The organism is Rhodanobacter sp. FW510-R10, assembly GCF_058781105.1.
Genome location: NZ_JBYSWL010000001.1, coordinates 3,410,285 through 3,433,735 on the forward strand (window position 1 = coordinate 3,410,285; position 23,451 = coordinate 3,433,735).

Here is a 23,451-nt window from a genome sequence, read left to right on the forward strand (position 1 = left end):
CTGCATCATTTCGCCTGGCCCGGCGGCACGTAGGTCCCGGCTTGGGAGCGGAAACCGATCGACAGGCGGTTCCAGCCATTGATCGCGATGATCGCCAGGGTGAGCTCCACCATGGCCTGGTCGGAAAACTCCTGGCGCACCTGCGCATACAGTGCATCGGACACCTCGTCGGTCGACACCTGGGTCAGCGCCTCGGTCCAGGCCAGCGCGGCGCGTTCCCGCGGGCTGTAGAAAGGCGCTTCCCGCCACGCCGGGAGCAGATACAGGCGCTGCTCGGTCTCGCCGGCGGCGCGCGCGTCCTGGCTGTGCATGTCCAGGCAATAGGCGCAGCCGTTGATCTGCGAGGCACGCATCTTCACGAGCTCGATCAGCGTAGGCTCGAGGCTGGATTGGTGCACGGTCGCTTCCAGCGCCAGCATGGCCTTGAATGCGGCCGGTGCGGCATGGGCATAGTCGAGACGGGCTTGCATGGGTGACTCCTTGGTCGAATCGATGGAGAGGCGGGCGGAAGGGTCAACGTGCGAACAAGCGTTGCGCATCGTCGTAGGTAAAGCTCGAAACCAGGCCGTCGAAACGCCCGCTGGCACGCAACTCCGCGGCCGCCTGAGCGACGACGCCAAAGGCCATGGTGGCAAAGCGGGTCGCGGTGCTCACGCGGGCTACGCCCATCTGCGCCAATTCCGCAAGCGCGGGCATGCCGGGACCGGCAATCACGTTCACCGGGGCGCCGAGCGCGCGCACCAGGCTGGCCAGCTCTTCGCGCTCATGCAGGCCAATGGGGTAAATACAGTCGGCGCCCGCGGCCAGATAGGCGCGGGCACGGCGCAGGCCAGCGTCCAGGCGCGCCGGCGACTCGGCGGCGGGGACCTCATGCAGCCACAGGTCGACTCGCGCATTGAGCACCAGGGGCACGCCGCTCGCCGTGGCGGCAGCGCGTGCCGCCGCAATGCGCGCTGCGGCCTCGTCGAGCGGCCGCAGCGGGCCATGCCCCGGCGTGCCGTCTTCAATATTGATGCCGACGGCGCCCGCCTCGATCACCCGGCGCACCGAAGCGCCGACCGCCGCCGGCGTCGCCCCGTAGCCGCCCTCAAAGTCCACGGTCACCGGCACGCTGCAGGTGCGGGTCACGCGCCCCACCACGGCCAGCACTTCCTCCAGCGGCACCTGCTCGCCATCCTGGTACCCCAGCGACCAGGCCACGCCACCGCTGGTCGTGGCCACAGCGGGGAATCCGCGCTTTTCAAACAGCCGCGCGCTGCCAGCATCCCATGCGTTCGGCAGCAGCAGCGGGTGCGGGCCGTGGTGCATGCGCCGCAGCTGTTCGGCGCGCCCTGCCTGTGCTTCCCTGTCCATCGGATTTCCCTCGTCAAAAACCACTGCCCAGCGTACGCCGCTTGCGCCCGCGCCGTAGGCGCCAAAAAATGGACCAGTCCAGATACCAGCCATCAAGCCACGATCGGGTCGTCACAGCCATGACGAATATCAGGTTCGCCACCATGCCGCCCTCGCCATTCCCTCGGCGAGCGGACCGTAGGCAGCCCGCTGGCGGCCTGCCGGGGGTGAGTCCGCGCCCAGCGAAATCGGCGCACGATGATGCGTAGGCTGGTCCTGCTGTGCGACGGGACCTGGAGCAAGCCCGAGTCGCACACCAACGTCGAGCGCCTGTGGCGTTTGATCCCGGCGCACGATGCCACTGGCGTGCCGCAACTGGCCAACTACCTGCCCGGCGTCGGCGTCAAGCCCGGCATCGGTCACTGGCTCGGCGGCGCGTTCGGCTACGGCTTTGCCGACACCATCAAGGACGGCTATCGCTGGCTGTGCGACACCTGGCAGGCAGGCGACAGCTTGTACCTGATTGGCTACAGCCGCGGCGCGTACACCGCCCGCAGCCTCGGCGGCATGATCCGTAAATGCGGACTGTGGCGGCGGGCCGGCCGGGCCGCGATCGACCGGCGTGACGTCGCTGCCGCGTACACGTTCTATCGCGACGCGACGGTCAAGCCGGGTGACCAGGCCGCGGTTGCGTTCCGCGCCGAGCACGCCGAGGAAACCGACATCCATTACATGGGCGTGTGGGAGACCGTCGGTCGACTCGGCATACCCGACGTCGCTGCATGGTTTCCGTTTGCCCGTGCCCGCTACCGCTTCCACGACACCGAGCTCAGCCGCATCGTCCGGTGTGCGTACCAGGCACTGGCCCTGGATGAGCATCGGGCGGACTTCGGCCCGACGTTGTGGACCCGCAACCCGGCGACGCTCGCGCCCGGGGAATCACCGATGATAAAAAAACGCGAACAGATCGAAATCGAACAGCGTTGGTTCATCGGCGCACATGCCGACGTCGGCGGCGGTTATGCCCACGACGGTGCCGGGCGCGCACCGGATCCCCTGCCAGACCTATCCCTGGCCTGGCTGCAACGCAAGGCAATGGACTGCGGCCTGGTCTTCGCCGCCCCGTTCGTTCCGGTGGCGGATGCGTGGACCGGCGTGCCGCGCAACTCTTACCGGGAATTCCTGTCCGGGCTATACCGCTGGTTCAGCCGTCCGGTGGACCGCGTGGTCGGCAGCTCGGTCAACGAGACCGTCGACGACTCGGTATGGCAGCGCTGGCAGGCCGACCCGACCTATCGGCCGCCCTCCTTGCTCCAGGCCTTGGCCGCGTCGCGCGTGGCTGGGCCCGTCATCCACTCCGGGTGAAGCCGTCAGCACTCCATCCCTCGGAGCCCACGCCGTGGTGCACGGTGAACAGGCCTTCGGGGTCATAGCGTCGTTTCACTTCCATCAGGCGGGCGTAATTCGGACCCCAGAACGCCTGCTGCCAGTCGCGCAGGAAATAATCACTTTCGGAAACATAGGAGCCAGCGTCAGGAACGATCCTGTACAAGGCCTGCATCGCGCTGGCGCATGTCCTGGCCTCGGCGCGCGCGGCCTTCAGATCGGGCTCGTGACCGGGGGTACCGGGGAACGCCGGCGGCGCGCTCTCGCCGCTGATGGCCAACGCGAACGCATCCATCACCACGGGATTCGTGGCCGTGTCACCGGCACCCGCAACCGCCGACTTTCGGCCACCGGCCAAACCCTTGTTGAAATGCAGGCTCAAGCCGGATTCGCGCGTAAAGCCGAACAGGGCATCGACCAGAAGCTGCCGGCGGTCCGGACGCAGCAACGCCTGCGGCAACCAGGCCGAGGCGTAACTGGTGATGTATTGGCCAGATTGGTCCGCATCGCCAGCCCACACGATGTTGTCGATCGGCGCATGCGGACGTGGATCGGCTACCACCAGGCCCGGCACTTTCCTCAGTGCCTCTGGATTCCAGATCATTCGCGCCGGTACAGCGATGACCTGCAGTGGCTTCGTGATCACGTAATCTTTCGGCGCCCCCACGACAAAGTCGAAGAACGTTTTCCATGCTGCTTCAGCCGCTGCCTGGTTCAAACCCTGAAACGCCATGCTGACGCGAAACTGGTTATTTCCGCGGAAATGCACGGTCTCGCCCCAATGCGGGTTGAACAGGTGCTCGCGATAGTGCGTGAGGAAGCGCCCGATCAGACGTCGATACGCCGCGCCTGAGTTGGCTTGCACGGTCGCGTTGACTCCCCCGAAAAATTCCGGCAACTCATGGGTGCGCAGGGTCAGCCGCGTGATTATCCCGAAACTGCCGCCACCACCGCCCTTGAGTGCCCAGAACAAATCCGGATCGGTGCGGGCATTGACCGTGCGGATCTCGCCATCCGCGGTGACGACCTCGGCTTCCAGCAGGTTGGTCGCGGCCATCCCGTAGTTTTTTGACCAACTGCCGAAACCGCCGCTGCTGACCAGGCCCGCCACGCCGACGGTCAGGCAGCCACCGCCCTGCACGTAGCGCCCGGCCTGGGTCGTCACCGCGTTGTAGGTATGGCCCCAGATCTGTCCGGCCCCGACGGTCACCGCGGGCTGTGCTGCCACGCTGCCGGCGCAGCCCTTCGGCACAAAGGCATCGTGCAGCACGATGTCGTCCATCGCACGCGTCCAGACCAGCAATGAATCCGGGGCATTCGATGTGCCCTGGTAGCTGTGGCCCGTGCCCTTGACCACCAGTCGCAGGCGGTGCGTACGCGCGAAATCCACGGCTGCCGCGACATCAGCCGCATGCCTGGCCGCGACGGCATAGGCGCTCGGCTGCGAGCTCCAGGCATCCGCCCAGCCCGAAGCCTGGGTCAGGGCCGGATGGTCGAGGATGTAGTACGGATTGCGTATCGAGGCGAAGAAACCGCCGCACGCCTTGCCGAATGCATCGTTACGACAGGCGGCCAGCGGGTCCGTCAGCTTCATCAGCCGGCCACCAACCTGCCCGTTCAGGCTTTCCCACTCGGCCGCGGAAGGCCAGCCTGGCGTTCCGGGCCGCACGCGGCGGAACAGTTTCCCCGTAGGAGCCGCACCTCCGGGTGTGGATGCACGCAAATCCGGCAGCAGCCCGGCGAACAGGGGCATGCCGGCCACCCACTTCAGCAACGTCCGCCGCCTCATCATGCGGCCCCATGATCGTGCGTGACGCCGCGGACTGGCAAGCGGAGCGATCCGCCCGGGTCTGGGCGTCGCCCGCCACAGCGAGCTGGGTCCATGCAACTGATCGACGGCATGCGGTATGGGAACGCTGTGGACATGGCAGTTTCCAGTCGAGGACCTGCGTCGACGATTGCGCCGGCGCGGCGAGTCGAGGTGAGGCAAGCTGAAGCACCACGCCTCCGATGATACGCGGCAAAATGCCGACGCTTCGCGGGAGCCGCGCACGGCCAGGTGCGGCCCGATCGGGACCGCGCCGATTTCGGCACGTGTTTTGGCAGTGCCCTGCGGTGACCGTACAATTACGCTTTTGCCACCCACCGAGTGCGCGCCCTGCGCGCGCCACCGAGCCCTGCCCCATGGAAAAAAGTTTCGAGCCCGCCGCGATCGAGGCCAAGTGGTATGCACGCTGGGAGGCCAGCGGGGCATTCCAGCCGTCGGGCCAGGGCGAGCCCTACTGTATCCTGCTGCCGCCACCAAACGTGACCGGCACGCTGCACATTGGACACGCGTTCCAACAGACGATAATGGACATGCTGGTGCGCTACCAGCGCATGCGCGGCCGCAACACCTTGTGGCAAGTGGGCACCGACCACGCCGGCATCGCCACGCAGAAGATCGTGGAGAATCAGCTCGCCGCCGAACGCACGAGCCGGCAGGACATTGGTCGCGAGGCCTTCATCGAACGCGTCTGGCACTGGAAGGAGGAATCCGGCTCGACCATCACCCGGCAGATGCGCCGGCTCGGTGCCACGGCGGACTGGTCGCGTGAGCGCTTCACCATGGACGCCGGACTCTCCGCCGCCGTGCGCAAGGTGTTCATCGACTGGTATCGCGCCGGGCTGATCTACCGCGGCAACCGCCTGGTGAACTGGGACCCGGCGCTGGGCACTGCCATCTCCGACCTGGAGGTGAACAACGTCGAGCGCGACGGCCACATGTGGTCAATCCGTTACCCGACCGTCGACGGCACGGACAGCGTGGTGGTGGCGACGACACGGCCGGAGACCATGCTTGGCGACGTGGCCGTGGCCGTCCACCCGCAGGACGAACGCTACGCACACCTGGTAGGCAAGACGCTGAGGCTGCCGCTGACCGGACGCGAGATCCCGGTGATCACCGATGACTACGTGGACCGCGATTTCGGTACTGGCTGCGTGAAGATCACGCCGGCGCACGACTTCAACGACTACGCGATCGGCCAGCGCCACCAGTTGCCCATGATCACCATCTTCACCCTGGCCGCGACCGTCAACGACAACGCACCGGAGAAGTATCGCGGGCTCGACCGCTACGAGGCGCGCAGGCAGGTGCTGGCCGACCTCGACGCCGCCGGCCTGCTGGTGGAAACCAAGGCGCACAAGCTGCAGGTGCCGGTCAGCCAGCGCTCGGATGCGGTGATCGAGCCGATGCTGACCGACCAGTGGTTTGTCGACCTGACCACGGATGTCCAGACAGATGGCCGTCCAGGCGGTCGCAAGGCGATCACCGAACCGGCGCTCGAGGCCGTACGCAGCGGCGACATCAAGTTTGTGCCGGAGAACTGGGCACACACCTATACCCAGTGGCTGGAGAACATCCAGGACTGGTGCATCAGCCGCCAGCTCTGGTGGGGGCACCGCATCCCGGCGTGGTACGACGAGGGCGGCAACATCTTCGTCGGCGAGGATGAAGCCGACGCGCGCGCGCACGCCGGTACCGCGCCGGTCGGCATGCTGCGCCAGGATGATGACGTGCTCGACACCTGGTTCTCCTCCGCGCTGTGGCCGTTCTCCACCCTGGGCTGGCCGGCCGACGGCCCGGAGAGGAATGAACGTGGCGAGATCGTGGCTAACTGGGTGCAGGACCAGGTTTTCCTGCCCAGCGCGGTGCTGGTCACCGCCTTCGACATCATCTTCTTCTGGGTCGCGCGCATGATCATGACCACGCGCTACTTCACCGGCCGCATACCGTTCCGCGAGGTCTACATCAACGCCATCGTGCGCGATGCGGAAGGCCAAAAGATGTCCAAGTCCAAGGGCAATACGCTCGATCCCATGGACCTGATCGACGGCATCGAGCTGGAGGCGCTGGTGGTGAAGTCCACCCGCTCGCTGCTGCTGCCGCAGGTGCGCGACAAGGTGGAAAGGCGCATCCGCAAGGAATTTCCCGAAGGCATCAAGCCCATCGGCACCGACGCACTGCGCTTCACCTTCGCCGCGCTGGCCAGTTACAGCCGCACCATCAACTTCGACTTGAAGCGCGCCGAAGGCTACAAGGCGTTCTGCAACAAGTTGTGGAACGCGGCGCGTTTCGTGATGCTGAACGTGGGGGACGAAGCCGTCCCTGAGCCCTTGGCTGGCGGCGTACCGGCCACCGAGGCCGAGCGCTGGATCCTCACCCGCCTGCGGCAGACCTTGGTCGAAACCGGGCAACACTTTGCCAGCTACCGCTTCGACCACCTCGCCCAGACACTCTACGAGTTCGTCTGGAATGAATACTGCGACTGGTTCGTGGAACTGTCCAAGCCAGCGCTGAACGGAAACGATGTCGCGGCCGCTGCCTCGACCCGGCATACCTTGCTGGCGGTGCTGGAGGCCGTGCTCCGTGCGCTGCATCCGATCATCCCGTTCATCACCGAGGAAATCTGGTGTGAGTTGAAAAAGGGGCAAGGGCTGGTCATCGAATCCACGTATCCGGTGGCAGCGGACTATACGGCGGACGAGAAGGCCACGGCGGAGATCGAGTGGCTCAAGAGCGCGCTCTCCGGCATCCGCCGGATTCGTTCGGAAATGAATATTTCCCCGGCCAAGACCATTCCCCTGCTGCTCGCCGATGGCGACGCCGACGACCGGGCGCGGGTCGGGAAGTTCGCACCGCAGATCAGCTTCCTGGCGCACACCGAAGCACCCCGGTGGATCGACCGCGGTGCCACCGAACCCGCCTCAGCGGCCGCGGTGGTCGGGAGCCTGCGCATCCTGCTGCCGCTCGCCGGCCTCATTGATCTCGATGCAGAAAGGGCCCGCCTGGCCAGGGAAATCGCCCGTGTCGAAGGCGAGATCAGGAAGTGCGAAGGCAAGCTCGGCAATGCCAACTTCCTCGCCCACGCGCCGGCCGAGGTGGTCGCCCAGGAGCACCAACGCATCGCCGACTGGAACGTCACGCTGAACGGCCTGCGCACGCAGGCGGAAAGACTCTGAACTGTGGAAACGGGGTCAGGTACATTTTTCGACCGGTAGCCGCTGGGAAATTCAGCAAAGGGGATCGAGAAATCTACCTGACCCCATCTCGGACCCCATCTCGGACCCCATGTCGCGCGCCATCACGATCGCGTCCTCGCGACCGCCGCGTGCGGGGTAATAGCCCGAACGCCGGCCAATCTCGGCGAAACCGGCAGCGTGGTAAAGCGCGATGGCGTGCAGATTGGACGGCCGGACTTCCAGGAAGATGCGCTGCACGTGATGCCAGCGCGCGACATCCAGCAACCGCGCGAGCAGGTACCAGCCCAGCCCCTGACTGCGCCGCGAGGGATCCACGCAAAGATTCAACACGTGCGCCTCGCCGGCCCCAATGGACAGGATGCCGTAGCCTGCGGTCATCTCGTCCACAGTCAGCACCCAGCAGGAATACCCTGCCTTGAGGCAGTCGGAAAAAATACCCGCCGTCCACGGGAACTCATAGGACGCGGTTTCCATGGCACTGACCGCCGCCACGTCGCCCGGGCACATGGCACGTATCCTGGGCTGCGGCTTGGGTACGCTGGCCACGGGTTGTCAGGCGCCTGGCGCAGCCAGCCTGGCGCGCAAGCCGCGCAATGCCACCCATAAACGTTGCTTGGCGCGCCCCTCGGCAAGCACGGCGGCCAGCTCGTCCACCACCACCAGGGATGCGGAAGCCGCAAGCGCCGCGGGCAGGCTTTGCCGCAATATTTCGGCCTGCGCCGCACCAAACACGAGATAGGTCGCCGCAGCCGGCACCCGGTCCAGCTTGCCCGCATGGGCCTGGATGCGCCCGGCACGCGCCAACAATGGCCCTCCCGTTCGCATCACCCGCCCCAGCAGATCCAGCGCGGCTGGGCTGCAATGCTCAGCCAGCACGATCACACAGGCCACGCCGGGGGCCGGCGCCGACTGCAATCCCTGCATCCCGGTCACCCCATCCGCCCGCTCCAGCTGCGGCCGCGTCCGCCTGGTCCATGGCACGAGCCCCAGCGCGCGCAACACCCGTGCCCGATGGCCCGCATCCACCGGGGTGCAGCTGCGCACGTTCATTTGGCGCGCCGCGCGCGGCGATGCGCCACCAGGCTCCAAATGGTCCATACCGGTCCGGAAAGCAGGTACACGGTGAAGCCGACCAGCAGCACCCGCGCCGTATCCAGCACCAGCAGCGCCAACAGCAGCACGGCGACGACCATCCACACAAAGGGCACGCGTTCGCCACCCGGCGGCGCCTTGAAGCTGAAATAGCGAAAGCGGCTGACCATGAGCAAGCCCACGATCACCGCAATCCACGGCGTGACAAAACACAGCTCCGCCCCGGTATACCCGGTCTTTTCCGCGCTCCACACGAAAGACATGCACACGATAGCCGCGGCCGGACTGGCCAAGCCCTGGAAATAGCGCTTGTCGGCAACGCCCACCTGGGTGTTGAAGCGCGCCAGGCGCAATGCGGCGCAAGCGGCGTAGATGAAGGCGGCCGCATACGCCACCTTGCCCCAGGGTTCGCCGTAATGGACCAGTGCCGAAAGTGACCACGTATACATCACCAGGGCCGGCGCCAAACCAAAACTCACCAGATCCGACAACGAGTCGTATTGCACGCCAAAATCAGTCTGCGTGCCGGTCAGCCGCGCCACGCGTCCATCCAGGCCATCAAGCAAGGCAGCGGCGAACACGGCCACGGCAGCCTCGGTGAAACGCGCGTCAATGCCGGCGATGATCGCAAAAAAACCGGCAAACATTGCCCCCGTGGTGAACAGGTTCGGCAGCAGGTAGATGCCCTTGTGCCGAGGCGGGTTGACCGGTACTGAAACGCCCATGGGCTTATCCGTGATCTAGTGCGCAAAGTGTAGACCATCGGGTCTTGAGTCCGGTGCCCACTGGTGCTAACAAGAGTGCCACCTGCCCGCAATTGCCGGAGCCACCCATGCAGCGTTTGCCTCTTGCCATCGTTTTGCTGATGTTGGCACCCCTGGCGTTTGCCCAGATCTACAGCTGGACTGACGCCGGCGGCACGGTGCATTACTCGGAAAGCCCGCCCGAAGCAGGCGTCCACTACAAGCAAATATCCTTGGCCGGCACGAGCACGACGCCAGCCGGCACATCCCCCGCGGCAGCCACGGCGACGACGGCAGCGGACGCCGAGGCCGGCACGACGACGGCGACGACGGTACCGCCAGCGCCCACGGCCGACACCCCGGACAACCGCGCCCGAATGTGCGCGACGCTGACCGCAAACCTGGCCCAACTCCGCGGGAGTGCGCCGCTGGTGGTGAACAAGGATGGCGTGGACGTGGTGCTGCCAAATAACCAGCGCCAGGCACAGTTGAGCTCGACGGAAACGCAATACCAGCGGTATTGCCAGAACTCCCAATAGCGGCATCCGCACCGCCCATCGCAGGACGCCACCCTGCCGCGCCGCCGGCTGCCATTACAATGGGCGCTTTCTCCCTGCCGGAAGTCGAGTCATGCGCCTGAGCCAATTCCACCTGGCAACCGTCAAGGAGGTGCCTGCCGACGCGGAAATCGTCAGCCACCAGTTGATGTTGCGCGCAGGCATGATCCGCCGGCTCGCCGCCGGCATGTACATCTGGTCGCCATTGGGATTGCGCGTGCTGCACAAGGTGGAAAACGTGGTGCGCGAGGAAATGAACCGGGCCGGCGCCATCGAAATGCTCATGCCGGCAATCCAGCCGCGCGAATTGTGGGAGGAGAGCGGCCGCTGGGACAAATTCGGCGACCAGTTGCTCAAGCTCAAGGACCGCAAGCAGCAGGACTTTTGTTTCGGCCCCACGCACGAGGAAGTCATCACCGATTTCGCGCGCAACGAACTCAAGAGCTACAAGCAACTGCCAATCACCTTCTACCAGATCCAGACCAAGTTCCGGGACGAAATCCGGCCGCGTTTTGGTGTAATGCGTGCGCGCGAGTTCCTGATGAAGGATGCGTACTCGTTCCACCTCGGTACCGAGTCATTGGCCGCAACCTATGCGGTGATGTACGAGGCCTATTCACGCATTTTCAGCCGCCTCGGCCTGACCTTTCGCGCCGTGCAGGCCGACACCGGCGCCATTGGCGGCAACGCCAGCCACGAATTCCAGGTGCTGGCCGATTCCGGGGAGGATGCCATCGCCTTTTCCGATGGCTCCGATTACGCCGCCAACCTGGAAAAAGCCGAAGCCTTGCCGCCAGTCCAGGCCCGTCCGCTGCCAAATGCAGCGCTCGAGCTGGTGGCTACGCCGACCCAGCGCACCATCGACGAAGTCGCCGCCCTGCTTGGGGTGGTGGCGAGCCAATGCGTGAAGACCCTGCTGCTCCGCGGGCCCGCTGGCCTAGTGGCACTGTGCCTGCGTGGCGACCACACGCTCAACGAAATCAAGGCCGCCGCACTCCCCGAACTGGGCGGTGAAGTCGCGTTCGCCAGCGAAGAGGAAGTACACGCGATCGCCGGCGCGACCGTCGGCTTCATCGGCCCGGTGCGGCTGCCGGCAGAGGTCTCCGTCATCGTCGATCGCGACGCCGCCGTGCTCGCTGACTTCGTCTGCGGCGCCAATGTCGCCGGGCAGCATTTCACCGGCGCGAACTGGGACCGCGACGCCCGCATCACCCGGGTTGCCGACCTGCGCGACGTGGTCGAGGGCGACGCGTCCCCCGATGGCCACGGCCGACTGCATGTCGCCAGGGGGATCGAGGTCGGGCACATCTTCCAGCTCGGCACCAAGTACGCGCAGGCCATGCATGCCACGGTGCTGGACGATGCCGGCAACAACCGTGTCATGAGCATGGGCTGCTATGGCATCGGCATCAGCCGCATCGTCGCCGCGGCGATCGAGCAGTGCCACGATGCCAAGGGCATCATCTGGCCGACCGCAATGGCTCCATGGCGCGTCGTCATCTGTGTCATCAATTCGCGCCAGGCCAACGAGGTCAGCGCCACTGCCGAGGCCTTATATGAAGCATTGCAGGCACGCGGCATCGAGGTATTGCTGGACGATCGCGGCTTGCGCCCAGGTGCCATGTTCGCGGACATGGAGCTTATCGGCATCCCACATCGGATCGTGGTCAGCGAGCGTGGCGTCGCGGCGGGCACGCTGGAATATCGCGCCCGCGAAGCAGAGACCAGCCAGACTCTCAGTGAGGAACAGTTATTTGCCCTCCTCGGCTGAGTCAGTCGGCACTAATGCATGTAAACGGGCGTTTCATTTGCTTTCACATTTGATTCATACTTTCCGCAGGAGATACCCGGATCATTATCAGCATTGCCCCGGCACCGTGCTGGCCCTTTACAACCATTCCACGAATGGGCGAAAATCTGTACGTAGTGACCCTGCGGGTATGCGAAAGCCAACGCAGGCGGCGATTGTCCAATGCAAATCCGCAAATCACATATCCAGCCGGGAGTGGCACATGGCAGTTGACATCAAAAGCCTCAACAACGCGCAGCTCAACGAACTGATCAGCAAGGCGCAGGTCCGTCAGGTGGAGCTGCGCAAGGAACGCGTCACAAAATTGCGTGAGAAGGTGCACGCATTGCTGAAAGCCGAGGGTTATACCTTTGAAGACGTATTCGGGCATGCGCGCGGCAAGAGCAAGCGTGCCGGCGTCCCGGTACCGCCGAAATATCGCAACCCGGCCGATCCGACGCAGACCTGGTCCGGCCGCGGCAAGCGCCCGCACTGGTTCAGCGCTGCATTGAAGGCGGGCAAGAAAGAAAAAGACTTGGCGATCTGAGCGCGACGCCATTTACGCAAACGGAAACGCCGGCCCCGTGCCGGCGTTTTTCATGCGCGGACCGCGGACTTTTCCCATTGCCCTACAGCGAGCGGCGGGCGGAAACCAGCAGATCGCCAAACATCAAGCCGGCGACAATGGACACCAGCAGAGTGAACAGCAGCAGCGCGGTGTCGAGGCCGAGCGGCGTGTCGTGTTCCATGAGGAATGACATGCTGCGAAAACCTACACTGCCCGGTACCAGCAGCAGAATGCCAGGTTCGCGGATCACGGCCCCAGGCCGATGGGCAAACCGCGCATACAGATTGGCCATGGCCCCGACCAGCAAGGCGGCGATGAAGACGCCAAACGGAGCCGCCGGAAGGGATCCGGAAATAAGCCCGCCCCAGCGCGTGGCGACATATCCCAGCGCCACCGCGACAATCACCACCGGATAATCGCGGGCAGCGGTACGGAACAGCATGGCAAACGCCACCGCACCCACCAGCAAGGCCGGAAAATCAGTCCATGCCGGCAATGGCGGCAGGGCATAATCACGCGCATGGATGCCAACCGCCACACAGACCTGCGCTGCCGCCACGGTGCCAAACGTCAACTTGAGCAGGGTCGCCATGGCCCCGCCCAGGCGGGCCATGCCGGACACCAGGTGCTGGCTTGAAATCTCGCGCACTGCAGTGGTGAGCGACATGCCCGGGATCAGGATGATCAGGCCGGACAACACCACCGACTTGATCGCCAGCGGCACCACGAATGCACTGATCACCGTCGCCACTGTCGTCGCCACCATCGCGCTGATCAGGTCGCTGGCCACCGCCAGGCGTGGCCGGGTCGCGGACAATACAGTGATCCAGCCAATGATGAGGCCGATCGCTCCGGCCACCACCAGGTCCGCCCACGCGCTGTGCAGGAACAACGCCGCGATACTGGCGGCCGACAGCCCGTAGCTGAGGACCATGGCCGCATGCGAGCGCCAGGATTCGGGACGCGACAGTGCCCGCAGACGGCGAAAGCCCTCGCGCAGATCGAGCTCGCCGGCAATGACCCGGTCAGCAATGGTGTCGGCCTCGCACAGGCGCGCCAGGTTCACCTCCCCCACCGGCATGCGCATCACCTGCGTGCTTTGTGCCAGCCCTTCATCGCCATGGGCGGCATCGGCAAAGGAAACGATGAGCGCGGTCGGGCTGGACCACACGTCGGCCACCAGGCCAAGGGCCTGCGCAGCACCCGCCACCGCCATCTCCAGGCGCGGCGAACTCGTGCCGTACTGATGCAGGCGTCGGGCAAGTTCGAGCAGGAAGCTGATGCGCGTCTGGGCGTCCGTCGCGGTCAGCGGCCCCGGCGGCTTGGGAAATCCCGTGCTCATGCCGCGTGGCTCACCGACACCAGGACGCAACGCATCGTGCGTATCCGCAAAATCGCTGGAGTTGCCAGTATAGGTGAGCCATCGTCTCAGCCGGCGAATTTGGGCAGGCACAGGCTGACCCGCAAGCCGCCGCCTTCGCGATTGGCGAGCAGCACGCGCCCACCGTGCGCCTCGCTGATCTCGCGCGCCAAGGCCAGCCCCAGCCCCGTGCCCGAACGCTTGGTCGAATAAAACGGCAACAAGGCCTGCTTGAGCACCACGTCGGTCATGCCGCTGCCGCGATCGCATACCTCGATGTGCCACTCTCGGCCGTGCTCGACGATCGCCAGCGTGACTTCCTCGGCTGGCCCTCCCGCCTCGTGCGCGTTCTTGACCAAGTTGATGATCACCTGCTCGATCTGCACGGCATCGAAGTACCCTGGGTGCACCGGCAACGGCCCAAGCTGGCGAAACGAACATTGCAGGACCAGCGCGTTCACGAACTGCCCCCAGTCGACGGCGGCCACTTGCGGCGCCGGCAGCTTGGCAAAGCGCGCATAGCCGGCAATGAAATCGTGCAGGTGCTGGGCCCGCTCGCCAATGGTGGAAAACACGCCCGGCAGGCGCGCCACGTCGCCGCGCCGCGCCAGCTCCGCACCAGAATGCGATAGTGAGGAAATCGGCGCCAGGGAGTTGTTCAATTCGTGGCTGATGACGCGTATCACCCGTTTCCAGGTGGCCACCTCCTGGCGTGACAGCTCGCGCGTCATGCGCCGGAACGACTGCAGGCGATGCGGCCGGCCCTGCAGGCGAAAGGCCCGCTGGGACAGGTAGAAGCGCTCTTCGCTGCCGTCCATTTCTACGCTGAACAGGGCATCGCCACCGGCCGCCACCGCATCGCGCAAGCCTTCCGGCGCACCGGACAACACCTGCATGAAGTCGAGGCCGAGGAGGCTTCGGCCATCGTTGAACAGGTGCCGTGCGGCAATATTGGCGTAGGCGACACGGCCGACCGCATCGGTGAGCACCAGGGCCACCGGCGTGTTCTGCACCACGGTGTCCAGCAGGAGTTCGCGCTGCACCAGGTTCTGGCGCTGCTCACGCAAGGTCTGGCCCAGCTCGTTGTGCATGCGGATCAGCCGGCCCAGCTCGTCGCGGCGGTCAATCGCGATCGACAGGCTGAAATCGCCATCGCGATAGCTGGCCACCGAGCCTTCCAGCGCCCGCAACAATCGCACCACCGGCGCCATGGCGACGTGCGCAAACCACCAGGACAGGACCAGGACGATCAAGGCGCTGACCAGCAAGCCGGCATAAATGCCGATCGGTATGGCCGGCTGGCGGTCCACGCCCACGCCCGCGCGCACCGCAGCCAAAAGCTGTGGCAGCGGCCAACGGGTCACGCCGGTATAGACCATGGCGCCCACCAGTGCCGCCGCCGCCAACAGCAGGGCCAGACGGGTTTGCAGGGAGATCACGGCCAATCTCATTGGAGTATCCCCACTCCTTCCCGCAGCCCGGTCTGCACGCCGCGCCCGCTCAAGTCGATGCATCCAGTCCGTAGCGCTGCATGCGTCGATACAGCGCCTGGCGTGACAAGCCGAGATCCTGCGCCGCGCGGCTGACCACGCCATCGGCCCCACGCAACGCGGCCTCCACCGCCTCGCGACTCGGCTCGTCCAGGCTGCGTGGCACGGCCGCATGGTCCAACGCGAGATTGAACAGCTCCGGCACCACCGTCCCGCCACCGGCCAGCAGCGCCGCGCGCTCGATCGCATTCTTCAGCTCCCGCACGTTCCCCGGCCAGGGATAGTCGAGCAGCGCCTCGCGCGCGGCATCGCCCAGTTCGGCGCGCCCGGCAAGGAAATGCTCGGCCAACGGCAGGATGTCGTCGCCGCGCTCGGCCAGCGGGGGCAGATTCACCTCGATGACGTTCAAGCGGTAGTACAAGTCCTCGCGGAACGTGCCGGCCTTGATCATCGCCTTGAGGTCGGCATTCGTCGCCGACAACACCCGGACCTTGGCGCGGCGCGTGCGTCCGGAGCCGAGGCGCTCGTACTCGCCGGTTTCCAGCACGCGCAGCAGCTTCATCTGCCCAGCCAGCGGCAAATTGCCGATCTCGTCGAGAAACAGCGTGCCGCCGTTAGCCAGCTCGAACCGTCCCTCGCGTGCCTTGTTGGCCCCGGTGTAGGCGCCAGCGTCGGCGCCAAACAACTCCGCCTCGATCAGCTCGCCCGGCAAGGCACCGCAGTTGACCGCGACGAATGGCCCGTCTTTCACCGCCGAATTGGCGTGCACGATCGCCGCGATGCGCTCCTTGCCGCTGCCATTCGGGCCGGTGATCAGCACCGGGACGTCCGAACGCGCGACCTGACAGGCCAGCTCCAGGGTGCGCGCCATGCCGTTGGAAGCAAATACCAGGCCGTCGAGGTCGTATTTCTCCCGCAGCGCCTCGCGCCGGCGGCGCTGCTCGCGACGTGCGTGCGTCGCCGCGCGCGTGGATTCCCCCAGCTCAAGCAGGTTTTCCACCACGGTCAGCAGCTTGTTGTCGTCCCAGGGCTTGGCCAGGTAATCCGCTGCGCCGGCCTTCACCAGCTCCACCGCGGTTTCCAGGTGGGTCCACGCGGTGAGCAGTATCACCGGGAGGTCCGGGTGTTGCTCGCGAATGGCGCGGAACAAGGCCTCACCCTCCTTGCCCGAAGTGGTATCGGCGGTGAAGTTCATGTCCTGGATCACCACGTCGACGTGTTCGCGCGCCAGGAGGGCAAGCCCTTCTTCCGGGCTTGCCGCCGTGCGCGCCGAGATCTCGTTCAGCGACAGCGCCAGCGACAGGGCTTCGCCGACGGCCGGGTTGTCATCGATGATCAGCACCGTACGCATGTCTGCTTACCTGGTGGACGGATGGCGACAGATGGTCATGGTGACAAAACCGGGGCGAGAGTGCACTTTCGACGCCGGTATCGGTGGTTCAGGTCACCTCCGCCGAAAATGCACTCTGACCCCGGTTTTCACACGCCGCGCGTGGCGACGACCGGGGGCACCGCCGCAGCGCGCAAGGCAGGGGCGAGCACCGCCAGTTGCCCCAGCAACCACAACGCCAGTGCCCCGACCGGCAGGTACCATGACGACAGGCGCGACACTTCGAACCATTTCATCAACGCGAGGTTGATCCCGACCGCCAGCACGATGCCCACGACGATCCCGAACGTGACGATCAGGAAATTCTCGGTCTGGAAGTAACGCAGGATGTCCACGCGCGATGCACCCAGCGCGCGGCGGATGCCGATCTGCTTGCGCCGCTGCGCCACCCAGAAACTCGCGAGCCCCACGATGCCGAAGGCGGTGACGCCGAGCAGGGCAACGATGACACCGATCAGCAGGCCCGCCATCGACCGGTCGGTGGCGAAGAAGCGGTCCCGCAGGAACGAAATCGTGTGGCTGTCGTCATGGTTGAGCACCACGTTGGGCGCGATCTTCCGGATCGCGGCGCGCGCCTCGGTCATCACGCGTTCCAGGACCTGCGGCTGGGCCCGGATCAGGTAGGTGCCGGCAAGCAGCCCGCCGGGTTGCGTCGGCACGAACATGCACCATCCGGCGCCGCGCTCGCCATTTTCGGTGTACTGCGACACCGACAGGTTCGCGACCACGCCGGTCACGCGGAACTGGTATGGCGTGCTCCACAGCACCTTGCCCAGCGGGTCTTGGCCTGGCCACAATTTTTCCGCGAGCGCCCGCGTGATCAGCACGCGGGAAGATGACGGAAAATAGCCCTGCTCCGGTATCGGCTGGTAATCGTCTGCGGAGGGCATCTGCCCGGCCACGAGCCGCAAGCCCAAGGCTTCGGGCGTACCCGGGCCGCCTTGGTAGCCTTCGATCACCGCGCCGGCCTGCTTGCCGGCCGAGTCCAGCGTGGTGCCGAAAACGCCCGCCTGCGGGCCGAAGGGTACCGATGAAATCACGTGCACCGATTCCACTCCGGGAACCGCTTGCAGGCCCGTGACCATCCGCGCATTCAGATCGGCTGCCTGGCTGGGTTCGAAACCCGTGACCACAATGGTGCCCAGCGCGGCCTCGTCCACGCCGCTGTCGATCTGCATGGCCGACAGCCGGCCGGCAATCAGGAATACGGCATTCACCAATACCGCGCAGGCCAGCGCAATTTCCATAGCGATGAGGAAGGTCGCCAGCTTGTGTTTCTTCAGTGCCGCAAGGATAGGTTGGATTTGCATGACAGGTGTCCTGGATAAGCTCTTGTGAGTGGTGCGGCTACGGATGGCCGCTTTCACGCGCAGGGGCAGCGCACTACAGGGTCTTGAGTTGCAGCGCCGGCGCGATGCGGCTGGCGCGCAGCGCGGGCAGCGCACCGGCCAGCAGGCTCACCGCGACGGCCAGCGCGAAGGTGACCACGAACATCGACACGTCCATGTACACCAGGTCGGCATATGGCGCCTGCTGCCGGCGCACCAGGCACAGGCCGACCAGCGTCAGCAGCCAGCCCCCCACGCCACCGACGAAGCCGATCAGGCCCGCTTCGGTCAGGCATTGCGCGAATACCGACCGGCGCGACGCCCCCAGCGCACGGCGTAAGCCGATCTCGCCGGCGCGGCGCAGAAACTTCGCGAGCAGCAGGCCCACCGTGTTGAACAGGCAGATGGCGAGAAACGCGAATGCCAACCAGGCCTGCAGTTTCACGTTCTTTGGAATCACCTGCTGATGATCCAGCCACTGCATCAAATCCAGCATGCGGGTATCGGTGTTGGCGAAACGCCCGAGCGTCTTCTGCTGTTCGGCGTAGTTGTCGAGGAACGCGCGATAGCCGGCCACCTTGGCCGCGCTGTCCAGCTGCACCCACAGCGCGACCCACAGGCACGGCGATTCCCGCAGATGTCCCGGCGTCGACGCGCCGCCGCCCCAGCAGGTGTACTGGAAAAAATTGCCGTCATTGACTTCGAGGCCGGCAAAGAATGGCATGAACACGTCTTCCGGCTGGCCGTAAAAACCCGTGGAGGCCATGTTTCCGGTAATGCTGCCCACCGGATCGTAGAAGATCGGATGCGGCCGCCAGGGCTTCAGCACGCCCACGATGCGCACGTCGCTGTCGCGGATACGCAGATTCCTGCCCACGCTGTTGTTGCCGTCGAACAGCTTGTTGTTGAGGTCGCTGGAGATCACCGCCACCCGCAACCGACCGGTCTCGTCCGCTGGCGTCCAGGCGCCGCCGTATTCGAACGGCGCGCCGAACATCGGGAAGAAGTCCGAGGTGGTGGATTGCATCGACAACATCAACGGCGCCCGGTCCGCGCCAGGCGCGCTGACCTTTACCGGGCTTTGCACGATGAGTGCCTGGCGATCCGCCCGATGCGCGCTCCACAGATCCACCGCGGAGCGATCGTCCATCATGGCGAGCGGATGCCTCGGGTTGTTCCAATCGGCAGGGGTGGGATCCACCTGTGGGAAAAAGAGCTGCGCGCTTTTGCCCGGCAGCGGATCGCCGGACAACAGGTGCATCACCGTCAGCGTGGTCATCGAGGCGCCGATGCCAACGGCGATCGCCAGCACCATCAGCGCGGTGAGCACCTTGTTGCGCTTCAGGCTGCGGAAGGCCAGGTCGAGGTAGTACGCAAGCATGATTTCACTCCGTCAGTGCAACCACCCTTTCCCCCTGCATCGGGGAAAAGGGTTCAAGAACATTCTTCGCGCCGCTGTACATCACACGCTCCTGGTCGCCGCCACCGGCGACACCTTCGAGGCGCGCAGCGCCGGCGCGAACACCGCGCCCTGCCCCAGCGCCAGCAGCGCGACCACGCCGGCCAGCACGTACAGCAGCGACATCCGGTCCATCGCAAACTGCTGCATCAGCCACAGGTTCAGGCCCACCGCCAAAATCGCACCAAGCACCACGCCCACTCCGGCAAGCAACAGGTTCTCGGCCTGGAAGTAGCGCAGGATGTCGGTACGTGTCGCCCCCAGCGCACGGCGGATGCCGATCTGCTTGCGCCGCTGGCCGACCCAGAAGCTGGTGAGTCCGACGATGCCGGCACCGGTGACGCACAGCAGGACCACGCAGATCACGCCCATCAGGATTGCCATGCCGATGTCGGCGCGATAGGCACGCGCGCGGATGTCGGAGTAGGGATAGATGCCGATGAAGCCAGCGAACCCGTTGCGGATGACCCGCTGCGGGTTGGCCGCAACCAGAGCCCGGCGGGCATCGCGCATGGCCGCATCAAGCTGGCCCGGCTTGGCGCGCACCGCGGTACGCGTATAGGTGTCGTTGGGGAACGTCGGCACCAGCGTCGAGTTCCAGTTGTAGTCGCTCCCCCAGCCGACGTTGGGCGTCTGCAGGCGCGCGACGATGCCGATGATGGTCGTCGGGGTGGCGCCACCGTTGAAGTACACGGCCTTGCCCAGCGCATCGCCCGCGGGAAACAGCTTGTCCGCCAGCGCTTTGGTGACGATGGCCACCGGCGGCTCGTAGTCGCCACCGTGGTCGCCGTGGGTGATTTCGCTGGCGGTGAAATTACGGCCCGCGACCAGGTGCACGCCCAAGGTCTTCAGCAGCTGCTCATCGCCGCCGTAGAACGTGCTTGTGGCTGTGCCGTGGTTCTGGTTCGGCTGCAATCCGACCCCGCCATTGTTCGAGGATTGCAGCAACGGCAGCGATCGGACCGGGGCCGCCGAATCCACATCGGGCAGGCCGCGCAGGGTCATGAGGTCGCTGCGGATCATCGCGTAGCGCCGCTCCAGCGACGCCGCATCGTTGCCGGTCGGCGCGTTGACGATCTGCTGCTGGATCACGAACAGGTTCTGCTCGTCCATGCCGGTCGGCCGCTGCACGGTGGCGACGCGCTGGCCGATGATGAACACCGCGTTGCACACGATCGCCAGGGTCAGCGCGATCTGCAGCACGATCAGCACGACGCCGGACTTGTGTTTCCGCAATGCGGCGATGATCGGTGGCAATTTCATCGGACGTGTCCTCCTAATTACTTTTCAATTGCCACGCCGGCTGCACCGCCGCCGCGCGCAAGGTGGGATACAGGCCGGCCAGCATCGTCGCCACGATCGCGACGACCAGCGTGGTGGCCAGCAAGGACACGTCCATGTGCGCCAGCACGGCAATCTCCGGCGGCATCACCCAGCCGACACCGGCAATGCCCAGCCAGGTCAGCGCCAGCCCCAGCACGCCGCCCGCCAGCCCGACCATGCCGGCCTCGACCAGGAACTGGCGGTAGATCTCGCCGCGCGAAGCACCCAACGCGCGACGCACGCCGATCTCGCCGCTGCGGCGCATGAACTTGGCCAGCAGCAGGCCCATCACGTTGACCAGGCACACCAGCAGCAGGCCTACCGCGACGTACAGCGAAACCTTCGTATCCGACGGCACCACGTGCCGCTCGGCCAGCCACGCCATCAGCCCGCGCAGGCGCACCTCGGGCGGCCAGTTGAAACGGCCCGCACGCTGTTGCTCCAGCGAGTAGTTGACCAGGAACTGGCGATAGTCGCGGACTGCCGCCGCGTCATCCAGTTGCACCATGAAGGAAATCCACACGCACTCGGATTTCTGCAGGCCCTTGAAGCCCGACTCCGCCGGCGGCTTGTTGCAATTGGTACTGCCGTTGATGTTGGCGTCGTTGGCGATGGCGGTGTCGAACGGCAGGAAGATGTCGGCGGCCAATGGGGTGAAACCGCCTGTATTCACCACGTCATAGAACACCGGCCGCGGATGCCAGTCGTCGGTAACGCCGACTACGCGGTAGTCGTGCTGGCCGAAGGTGAGCGTCTTGCCGACGCTGTCGCCGCCGCCGAACAAGATTGCGTTGAGTTGGCTGCTGATCACCGCGACCTGGGCGCGGTTCGCGTCATCTGTGTCGCTCCAGCCGCTGCCATACGCGAACGGCACATCCAGCATCGGGAAGAACTCGCTGCCCACGGCTTCGCCAGAAACCAGCGTCAGAGACTGGCTGGTGTTCTTCGGGGCGACCGAATCGGCAATCTGGTACATCGCCGCCTGGTACTTGGCGCGATGCGCGCGCATCAGCGCCATCGCATCGGTGTAGCTCATGGCGCTGGGCGGCTCGGTACTGTTGCTGCCCGGCTCGTGGCCCGTCGGTCCCCAGTTGTCGATCTGCGGCACGAACAACTGCGCGGACTTCTGCGGTATCGGATCACCCGATACCGCGCGGAACACCGACCACGTCGTCATCGACGCGGCGACGCCAAAACCGATGGTCAAGATCATCAGCGCAGTGAGCGCCTTGTTGCGCTTCAGGCTGCGCAGCGCGAGATCGAGGTAGTAGCCGAACATGATCCGCTCCCTTGTTTGAACTTCCTCTCCACCTTCCGCCTCTTCTCCGGCAAAGCCGGGAGAGAGGGTTCACGCATCACACACTTCGCGTCGCCACCACCGGCGGCACCCTGGATGCACGGCGCGCGGGCACCCATACCGACGCCTGGCCGATGGCCAGCAGGGCCACGATGCCGGCGACTGCCCAGGCCCAGGGCAGGCGCTGCATCTCGTAGTGCGTCATCAGCCAGAGATTGAGCCCGGCGGCGAGCAGCACGCCCAGCCCCGCACCGACAGCGGCAATACACAGGTTTTCGCCCTGGAAATGGCGCAGGATGTCGATCCGCCTGGCGCCGAGCGCACGCCGCACGCCGATCTGCTTGCGCCGTTGCTCGACCCAGAAACTGGTGAGTCCGGTGATCCCGGCGGCGGTCACCAGCAGCAGGATCAGGCAGACCGTGGCCATCACCAGCGCCATGCCGCGACCGGCGCGGTAAGCCTTGCCGCGGATCTCCGACAGCGACTGGATACCCCAGCTCTCCGGCATCACCCGCAACGGATCGACCGCCAGCAACGCCTTGCGCGCCTCACGCATGGCCGCCTGCTCGCGGCCCGGCCTCGCGCGTACCGCGTAGCTGGCGGAAGCACCGTCCAGGCGCACCGGCTCCAGCACCGAGTTGTACTCCCAGGTGCTGCCCCACTTGGCCGTGGTCGGCGTCTGCAGCCGCTCGACGATACCGACGATGGTCGCCGGCTTGCCGTCCTGATAGATGGTCTTGCCCAGTGCATCGCCAGTAGGGAACAGCTGGTCCGCGACGGGTTTGCTGACGATGACCACCGGCGCCACGACATCACTGCTGAGCGGGTGATGCAGGATCTCGCCGGCCGTGAAATCGCGTCCGGCGATCAAGCGCAGACCCAGTACCGGGCGCAGGCGTTCGTCGCCGTAATAGTAGGCGGCGTTCACCGTCACCCCGGTCTGCGCGGGGTTCAGGCTGAGGGAACCGCTGTAGATCATGCCTTGCAGCGGCATGCTGGTCGCTGCGGCGACGTCCTGCACATCGGGCAGGTTCCTCAACGCGGCCAGATCCGCGCGTTGCAGGGCATCGAGCTTTTCCACCGACGCGGCATCCGTGCCGGTGGGCGCGCCGAACCAGCTTTGTGAAATCCGGATCAGGCCCTCCTCGACCGCGCCGGTGGGACGGTTCACGCGCTCGACGCGCTGGCTGATCACGAACACGGCGTTGCATACGATGGCCAAGGTCAAGGCCATCTGCAGCACGATCAGCAATACCCCGGCCTTGTGCCGGCGCAATGCGGAAAGCGTGGGATGGAGGCTCATGGTCGCATC

At 65.6% G+C, this 23,451-nt stretch carries 19 protein-coding genes; 5 read left to right on the forward strand and 14 right to left on the reverse strand.

Annotation, left to right across the window (positions count from 1 at the left end; translation table 11 throughout):
- Positions 1 to 5: 5 nt before the first annotated feature.
- Both AC3WJB_RS14915 and AC3WJB_RS14920 read right to left on the reverse strand, forming a co-directional pair.
- A complete protein-coding gene (locus AC3WJB_RS14915; RefSeq protein WP_492682904.1) occupies positions 6 to 470 on the reverse strand; it encodes a carboxymuconolactone decarboxylase family protein in 465 nt (154 codons plus the stop codon).
- Positions 471 to 513: 43 nt separating this feature from the next.
- A complete protein-coding gene (locus AC3WJB_RS14920) occupies positions 514 to 1,353 on the reverse strand; it encodes an isocitrate lyase/PEP mutase family protein (protein WP_492682906.1) in 840 nt (279 codons plus the stop codon).
- Between the two features lie 240 nt (positions 1,354 to 1,593).
- On the opposite strand from AC3WJB_RS14920, the gene AC3WJB_RS14925 reads away from it, so the two are divergent.
- Positions 1,594 to 2,697: a T6SS phospholipase effector Tle1-like catalytic domain-containing protein gene (locus tag AC3WJB_RS14925; RefSeq protein ID WP_492682908.1), complete on the forward strand. Its 1,104-nt coding sequence runs from the start codon at positions 1,594 to 1,596 to the stop codon at positions 2,695 to 2,697.
- On the opposite strand, the gene AC3WJB_RS14930 is transcribed toward AC3WJB_RS14925, so the two are convergent.
- Positions 2,681 to 4,471 carry an FAD-binding oxidoreductase gene (locus AC3WJB_RS14930; protein WP_492682910.1) on the reverse strand — a complete coding sequence of 597 codons (1,791 nt, stop codon included), beginning with the start codon at positions 4,469 to 4,471 and terminating at the stop codon, positions 2,681 to 2,683. The genes AC3WJB_RS14925 and AC3WJB_RS14930 overlap by 17 nt on opposite strands.
- Positions 4,472 to 4,902: 431 nt before the next feature.
- Here AC3WJB_RS14930 and AC3WJB_RS14935 point away from each other — a divergent pair, with 431 nt between their 5' ends.
- Positions 4,903 to 7,722, forward strand: a complete 2,820-nt coding sequence (locus AC3WJB_RS14935) for a valine--tRNA ligase (RefSeq protein ID WP_492682912.1) — start codon at positions 4,903 to 4,905, stop codon at positions 7,720 to 7,722.
- A 51-nt stretch (positions 7,723 to 7,773) separates the two neighbouring features.
- Here the strand turns inward: AC3WJB_RS14935 and rimI are convergent, their stop codons facing one another.
- From rimI to AC3WJB_RS14950, 3 genes are read right to left on the reverse strand one after another with little or no spacing between them, the layout of a single operon-like run.
- Positions 7,774 to 8,289, reverse strand: a complete 516-nt coding sequence (rimI, locus tag AC3WJB_RS14940; protein ID WP_492682914.1) for a ribosomal protein S18-alanine N-acetyltransferase — start codon at positions 8,287 to 8,289, stop codon at positions 7,774 to 7,776.
- A gap of 6 nt (positions 8,290 to 8,295) precedes the next feature.
- Positions 8,296 to 8,793 (reverse strand): hypothetical protein, encoded by a 498-nt coding sequence (locus AC3WJB_RS14945; RefSeq protein WP_492682916.1) that lies wholly within the window; start codon positions 8,791 to 8,793, stop codon positions 8,296 to 8,298.
- A complete protein-coding gene (locus AC3WJB_RS14950) occupies positions 8,790 to 9,560 on the reverse strand; it encodes a CDP-alcohol phosphatidyltransferase family protein (protein WP_492682918.1) in 771 nt (256 codons plus the stop codon). Before AC3WJB_RS14950 ends, AC3WJB_RS14945 begins: the two co-directional genes overlap by 4 nt.
- A gap of 107 nt (positions 9,561 to 9,667) precedes the next feature.
- Here AC3WJB_RS14950 and AC3WJB_RS14955 point away from each other — a divergent pair, with 107 nt between their 5' ends.
- From AC3WJB_RS14955 to AC3WJB_RS14965, 3 genes are all read left to right on the forward strand, one after another.
- Positions 9,668 to 10,117 (forward strand): DUF4124 domain-containing protein, encoded by a 450-nt coding sequence (locus tag AC3WJB_RS14955; protein ID WP_492682920.1) that lies wholly within the window; start codon positions 9,668 to 9,670, stop codon positions 10,115 to 10,117.
- A 91-nt stretch (positions 10,118 to 10,208) separates the two neighbouring features.
- Positions 10,209 to 11,906, forward strand: coding sequence for a proline--tRNA ligase (locus tag AC3WJB_RS14960; RefSeq protein WP_492682922.1), 1,698 nt, complete (start codon positions 10,209 to 10,211; stop codon positions 11,904 to 11,906).
- Positions 11,907 to 12,147: 241 nt separating this feature from the next.
- On the forward strand, positions 12,148 to 12,471 hold the full coding sequence (locus AC3WJB_RS14965; protein ID WP_492682924.1) for an H-NS histone family protein: 324 nt from the start codon (positions 12,148 to 12,150) through the stop codon (positions 12,469 to 12,471).
- Between the two features lie 82 nt (positions 12,472 to 12,553).
- On the opposite strand, the gene AC3WJB_RS14970 is transcribed toward AC3WJB_RS14965, so the two are convergent.
- The 8 genes from AC3WJB_RS14970 to AC3WJB_RS15005 all read right to left on the reverse strand — a co-directional run bounded on the left by AC3WJB_RS14970 (position 12,554) and on the right by AC3WJB_RS15005 (position 23,442).
- Complete coding sequence (locus AC3WJB_RS14970; protein WP_492682926.1) at positions 12,554 to 13,834, reverse strand: threonine/serine exporter family protein; 1,281 nt, start codon at positions 13,832 to 13,834, stop codon at positions 12,554 to 12,556.
- A gap of 86 nt (positions 13,835 to 13,920) precedes the next feature.
- Complete coding sequence (locus AC3WJB_RS14975; protein WP_492682928.1) at positions 13,921 to 15,303, reverse strand: sensor histidine kinase; 1,383 nt, start codon at positions 15,301 to 15,303, stop codon at positions 13,921 to 13,923.
- A gap of 49 nt (positions 15,304 to 15,352) precedes the next feature.
- Complete coding sequence (locus AC3WJB_RS14980) at positions 15,353 to 16,693, reverse strand: sigma-54-dependent transcriptional regulator (RefSeq protein WP_492682930.1); 1,341 nt, start codon at positions 16,691 to 16,693, stop codon at positions 15,353 to 15,355.
- Positions 16,694 to 16,821: 128 nt separating this feature from the next.
- Positions 16,822 to 18,042, reverse strand: a complete 1,221-nt coding sequence (locus AC3WJB_RS14985) for an ABC transporter permease (protein WP_492682932.1) — start codon at positions 18,040 to 18,042, stop codon at positions 16,822 to 16,824.
- Positions 18,043 to 18,115: 73 nt separating this feature from the next.
- Positions 18,116 to 19,441: an ABC transporter permease gene (locus tag AC3WJB_RS14990; RefSeq protein ID WP_492682934.1), complete on the reverse strand. Its 1,326-nt coding sequence runs from the start codon at positions 19,439 to 19,441 to the stop codon at positions 18,116 to 18,118.
- Between the two features lie 81 nt (positions 19,442 to 19,522).
- On the reverse strand, positions 19,523 to 20,782 hold the full coding sequence (locus AC3WJB_RS14995) for an ABC transporter permease (protein ID WP_492682936.1): 1,260 nt from the start codon (positions 20,780 to 20,782) through the stop codon (positions 19,523 to 19,525).
- 13 nt (positions 20,783 to 20,795) lie between these two features.
- Complete coding sequence (locus AC3WJB_RS15000; protein ID WP_492682938.1) at positions 20,796 to 22,121, reverse strand: ABC transporter permease; 1,326 nt, start codon at positions 22,119 to 22,121, stop codon at positions 20,796 to 20,798.
- Positions 22,122 to 22,197: 76 nt separating this feature from the next.
- Positions 22,198 to 23,442 carry an ABC transporter permease gene (locus AC3WJB_RS15005; protein ID WP_492682940.1) on the reverse strand — a complete coding sequence of 415 codons (1,245 nt, stop codon included), beginning with the start codon at positions 23,440 to 23,442 and terminating at the stop codon, positions 22,198 to 22,200.
- Positions 23,443 to 23,451 lie beyond the last annotated feature (9 nt).

Coding starts and splice junctions, on each gene's coding strand:
- AC3WJB_RS14915 (WP_492682904.1), bottom strand. CDS start 470: ATGCAAGCCCGTCTCGACTATGCCCATGCCGCACCGGCCGCATTCAAG.
- AC3WJB_RS14920 (WP_492682906.1), bottom strand. CDS start 1,353: ATGGACAGGGAAGCACAGGCAGGGCGCGCCGAACAGCTGCGGCGCATG.
- AC3WJB_RS14925 (WP_492682908.1), top strand. CDS start 1,594: ATGCGTAGGCTGGTCCTGCTGTGCGACGGGACCTGGAGCAAGCCCGAG.
- AC3WJB_RS14930 (WP_492682910.1), bottom strand. CDS start 4,471: ATGCCCCTGTTCGCCGGGCTGCTGCCGGATTTGCGTGCATCCACACCC.
- AC3WJB_RS14935 (WP_492682912.1), top strand. CDS start 4,903: ATGGAAAAAAGTTTCGAGCCCGCCGCGATCGAGGCCAAGTGGTATGCA.
- AC3WJB_RS14945 (WP_492682916.1), bottom strand. CDS start 8,793: ATGAACGTGCGCAGCTGCACCCCGGTGGATGCGGGCCATCGGGCACGG.
- AC3WJB_RS14950 (WP_492682918.1), bottom strand. CDS start 9,560: ATGGGCGTTTCAGTACCGGTCAACCCGCCTCGGCACAAGGGCATCTAC.
- AC3WJB_RS14955 (WP_492682920.1), top strand. CDS start 9,668: ATGCAGCGTTTGCCTCTTGCCATCGTTTTGCTGATGTTGGCACCCCTG.
- AC3WJB_RS14960 (WP_492682922.1), top strand. CDS start 10,209: ATGCGCCTGAGCCAATTCCACCTGGCAACCGTCAAGGAGGTGCCTGCC.
- AC3WJB_RS14965 (WP_492682924.1), top strand. CDS start 12,148: ATGGCAGTTGACATCAAAAGCCTCAACAACGCGCAGCTCAACGAACTG.
- AC3WJB_RS14970 (WP_492682926.1), bottom strand. CDS start 13,834: ATGAGCACGGGATTTCCCAAGCCGCCGGGGCCGCTGACCGCGACGGAC.
- AC3WJB_RS14975 (WP_492682928.1), bottom strand. CDS start 15,303: ATGAGATTGGCCGTGATCTCCCTGCAAACCCGTCTGGCCCTGCTGTTG.
- AC3WJB_RS14980 (WP_492682930.1), bottom strand. CDS start 16,693: ATGCGTACGGTGCTGATCATCGATGACAACCCGGCCGTCGGCGAAGCC.
- AC3WJB_RS14985 (WP_492682932.1), bottom strand. CDS start 18,042: ATGCAAATCCAACCTATCCTTGCGGCACTGAAGAAACACAAGCTGGCG.
- AC3WJB_RS14990 (WP_492682934.1), bottom strand. CDS start 19,441: ATGCTTGCGTACTACCTCGACCTGGCCTTCCGCAGCCTGAAGCGCAAC.
- AC3WJB_RS14995 (WP_492682936.1), bottom strand. CDS start 20,782: ATGAAATTGCCACCGATCATCGCCGCATTGCGGAAACACAAGTCCGGC.
- AC3WJB_RS15000 (WP_492682938.1), bottom strand. CDS start 22,121: ATGTTCGGCTACTACCTCGATCTCGCGCTGCGCAGCCTGAAGCGCAAC.
- AC3WJB_RS15005 (WP_492682940.1), bottom strand. CDS start 23,442: ATGAGCCTCCATCCCACGCTTTCCGCATTGCGCCGGCACAAGGCCGGG.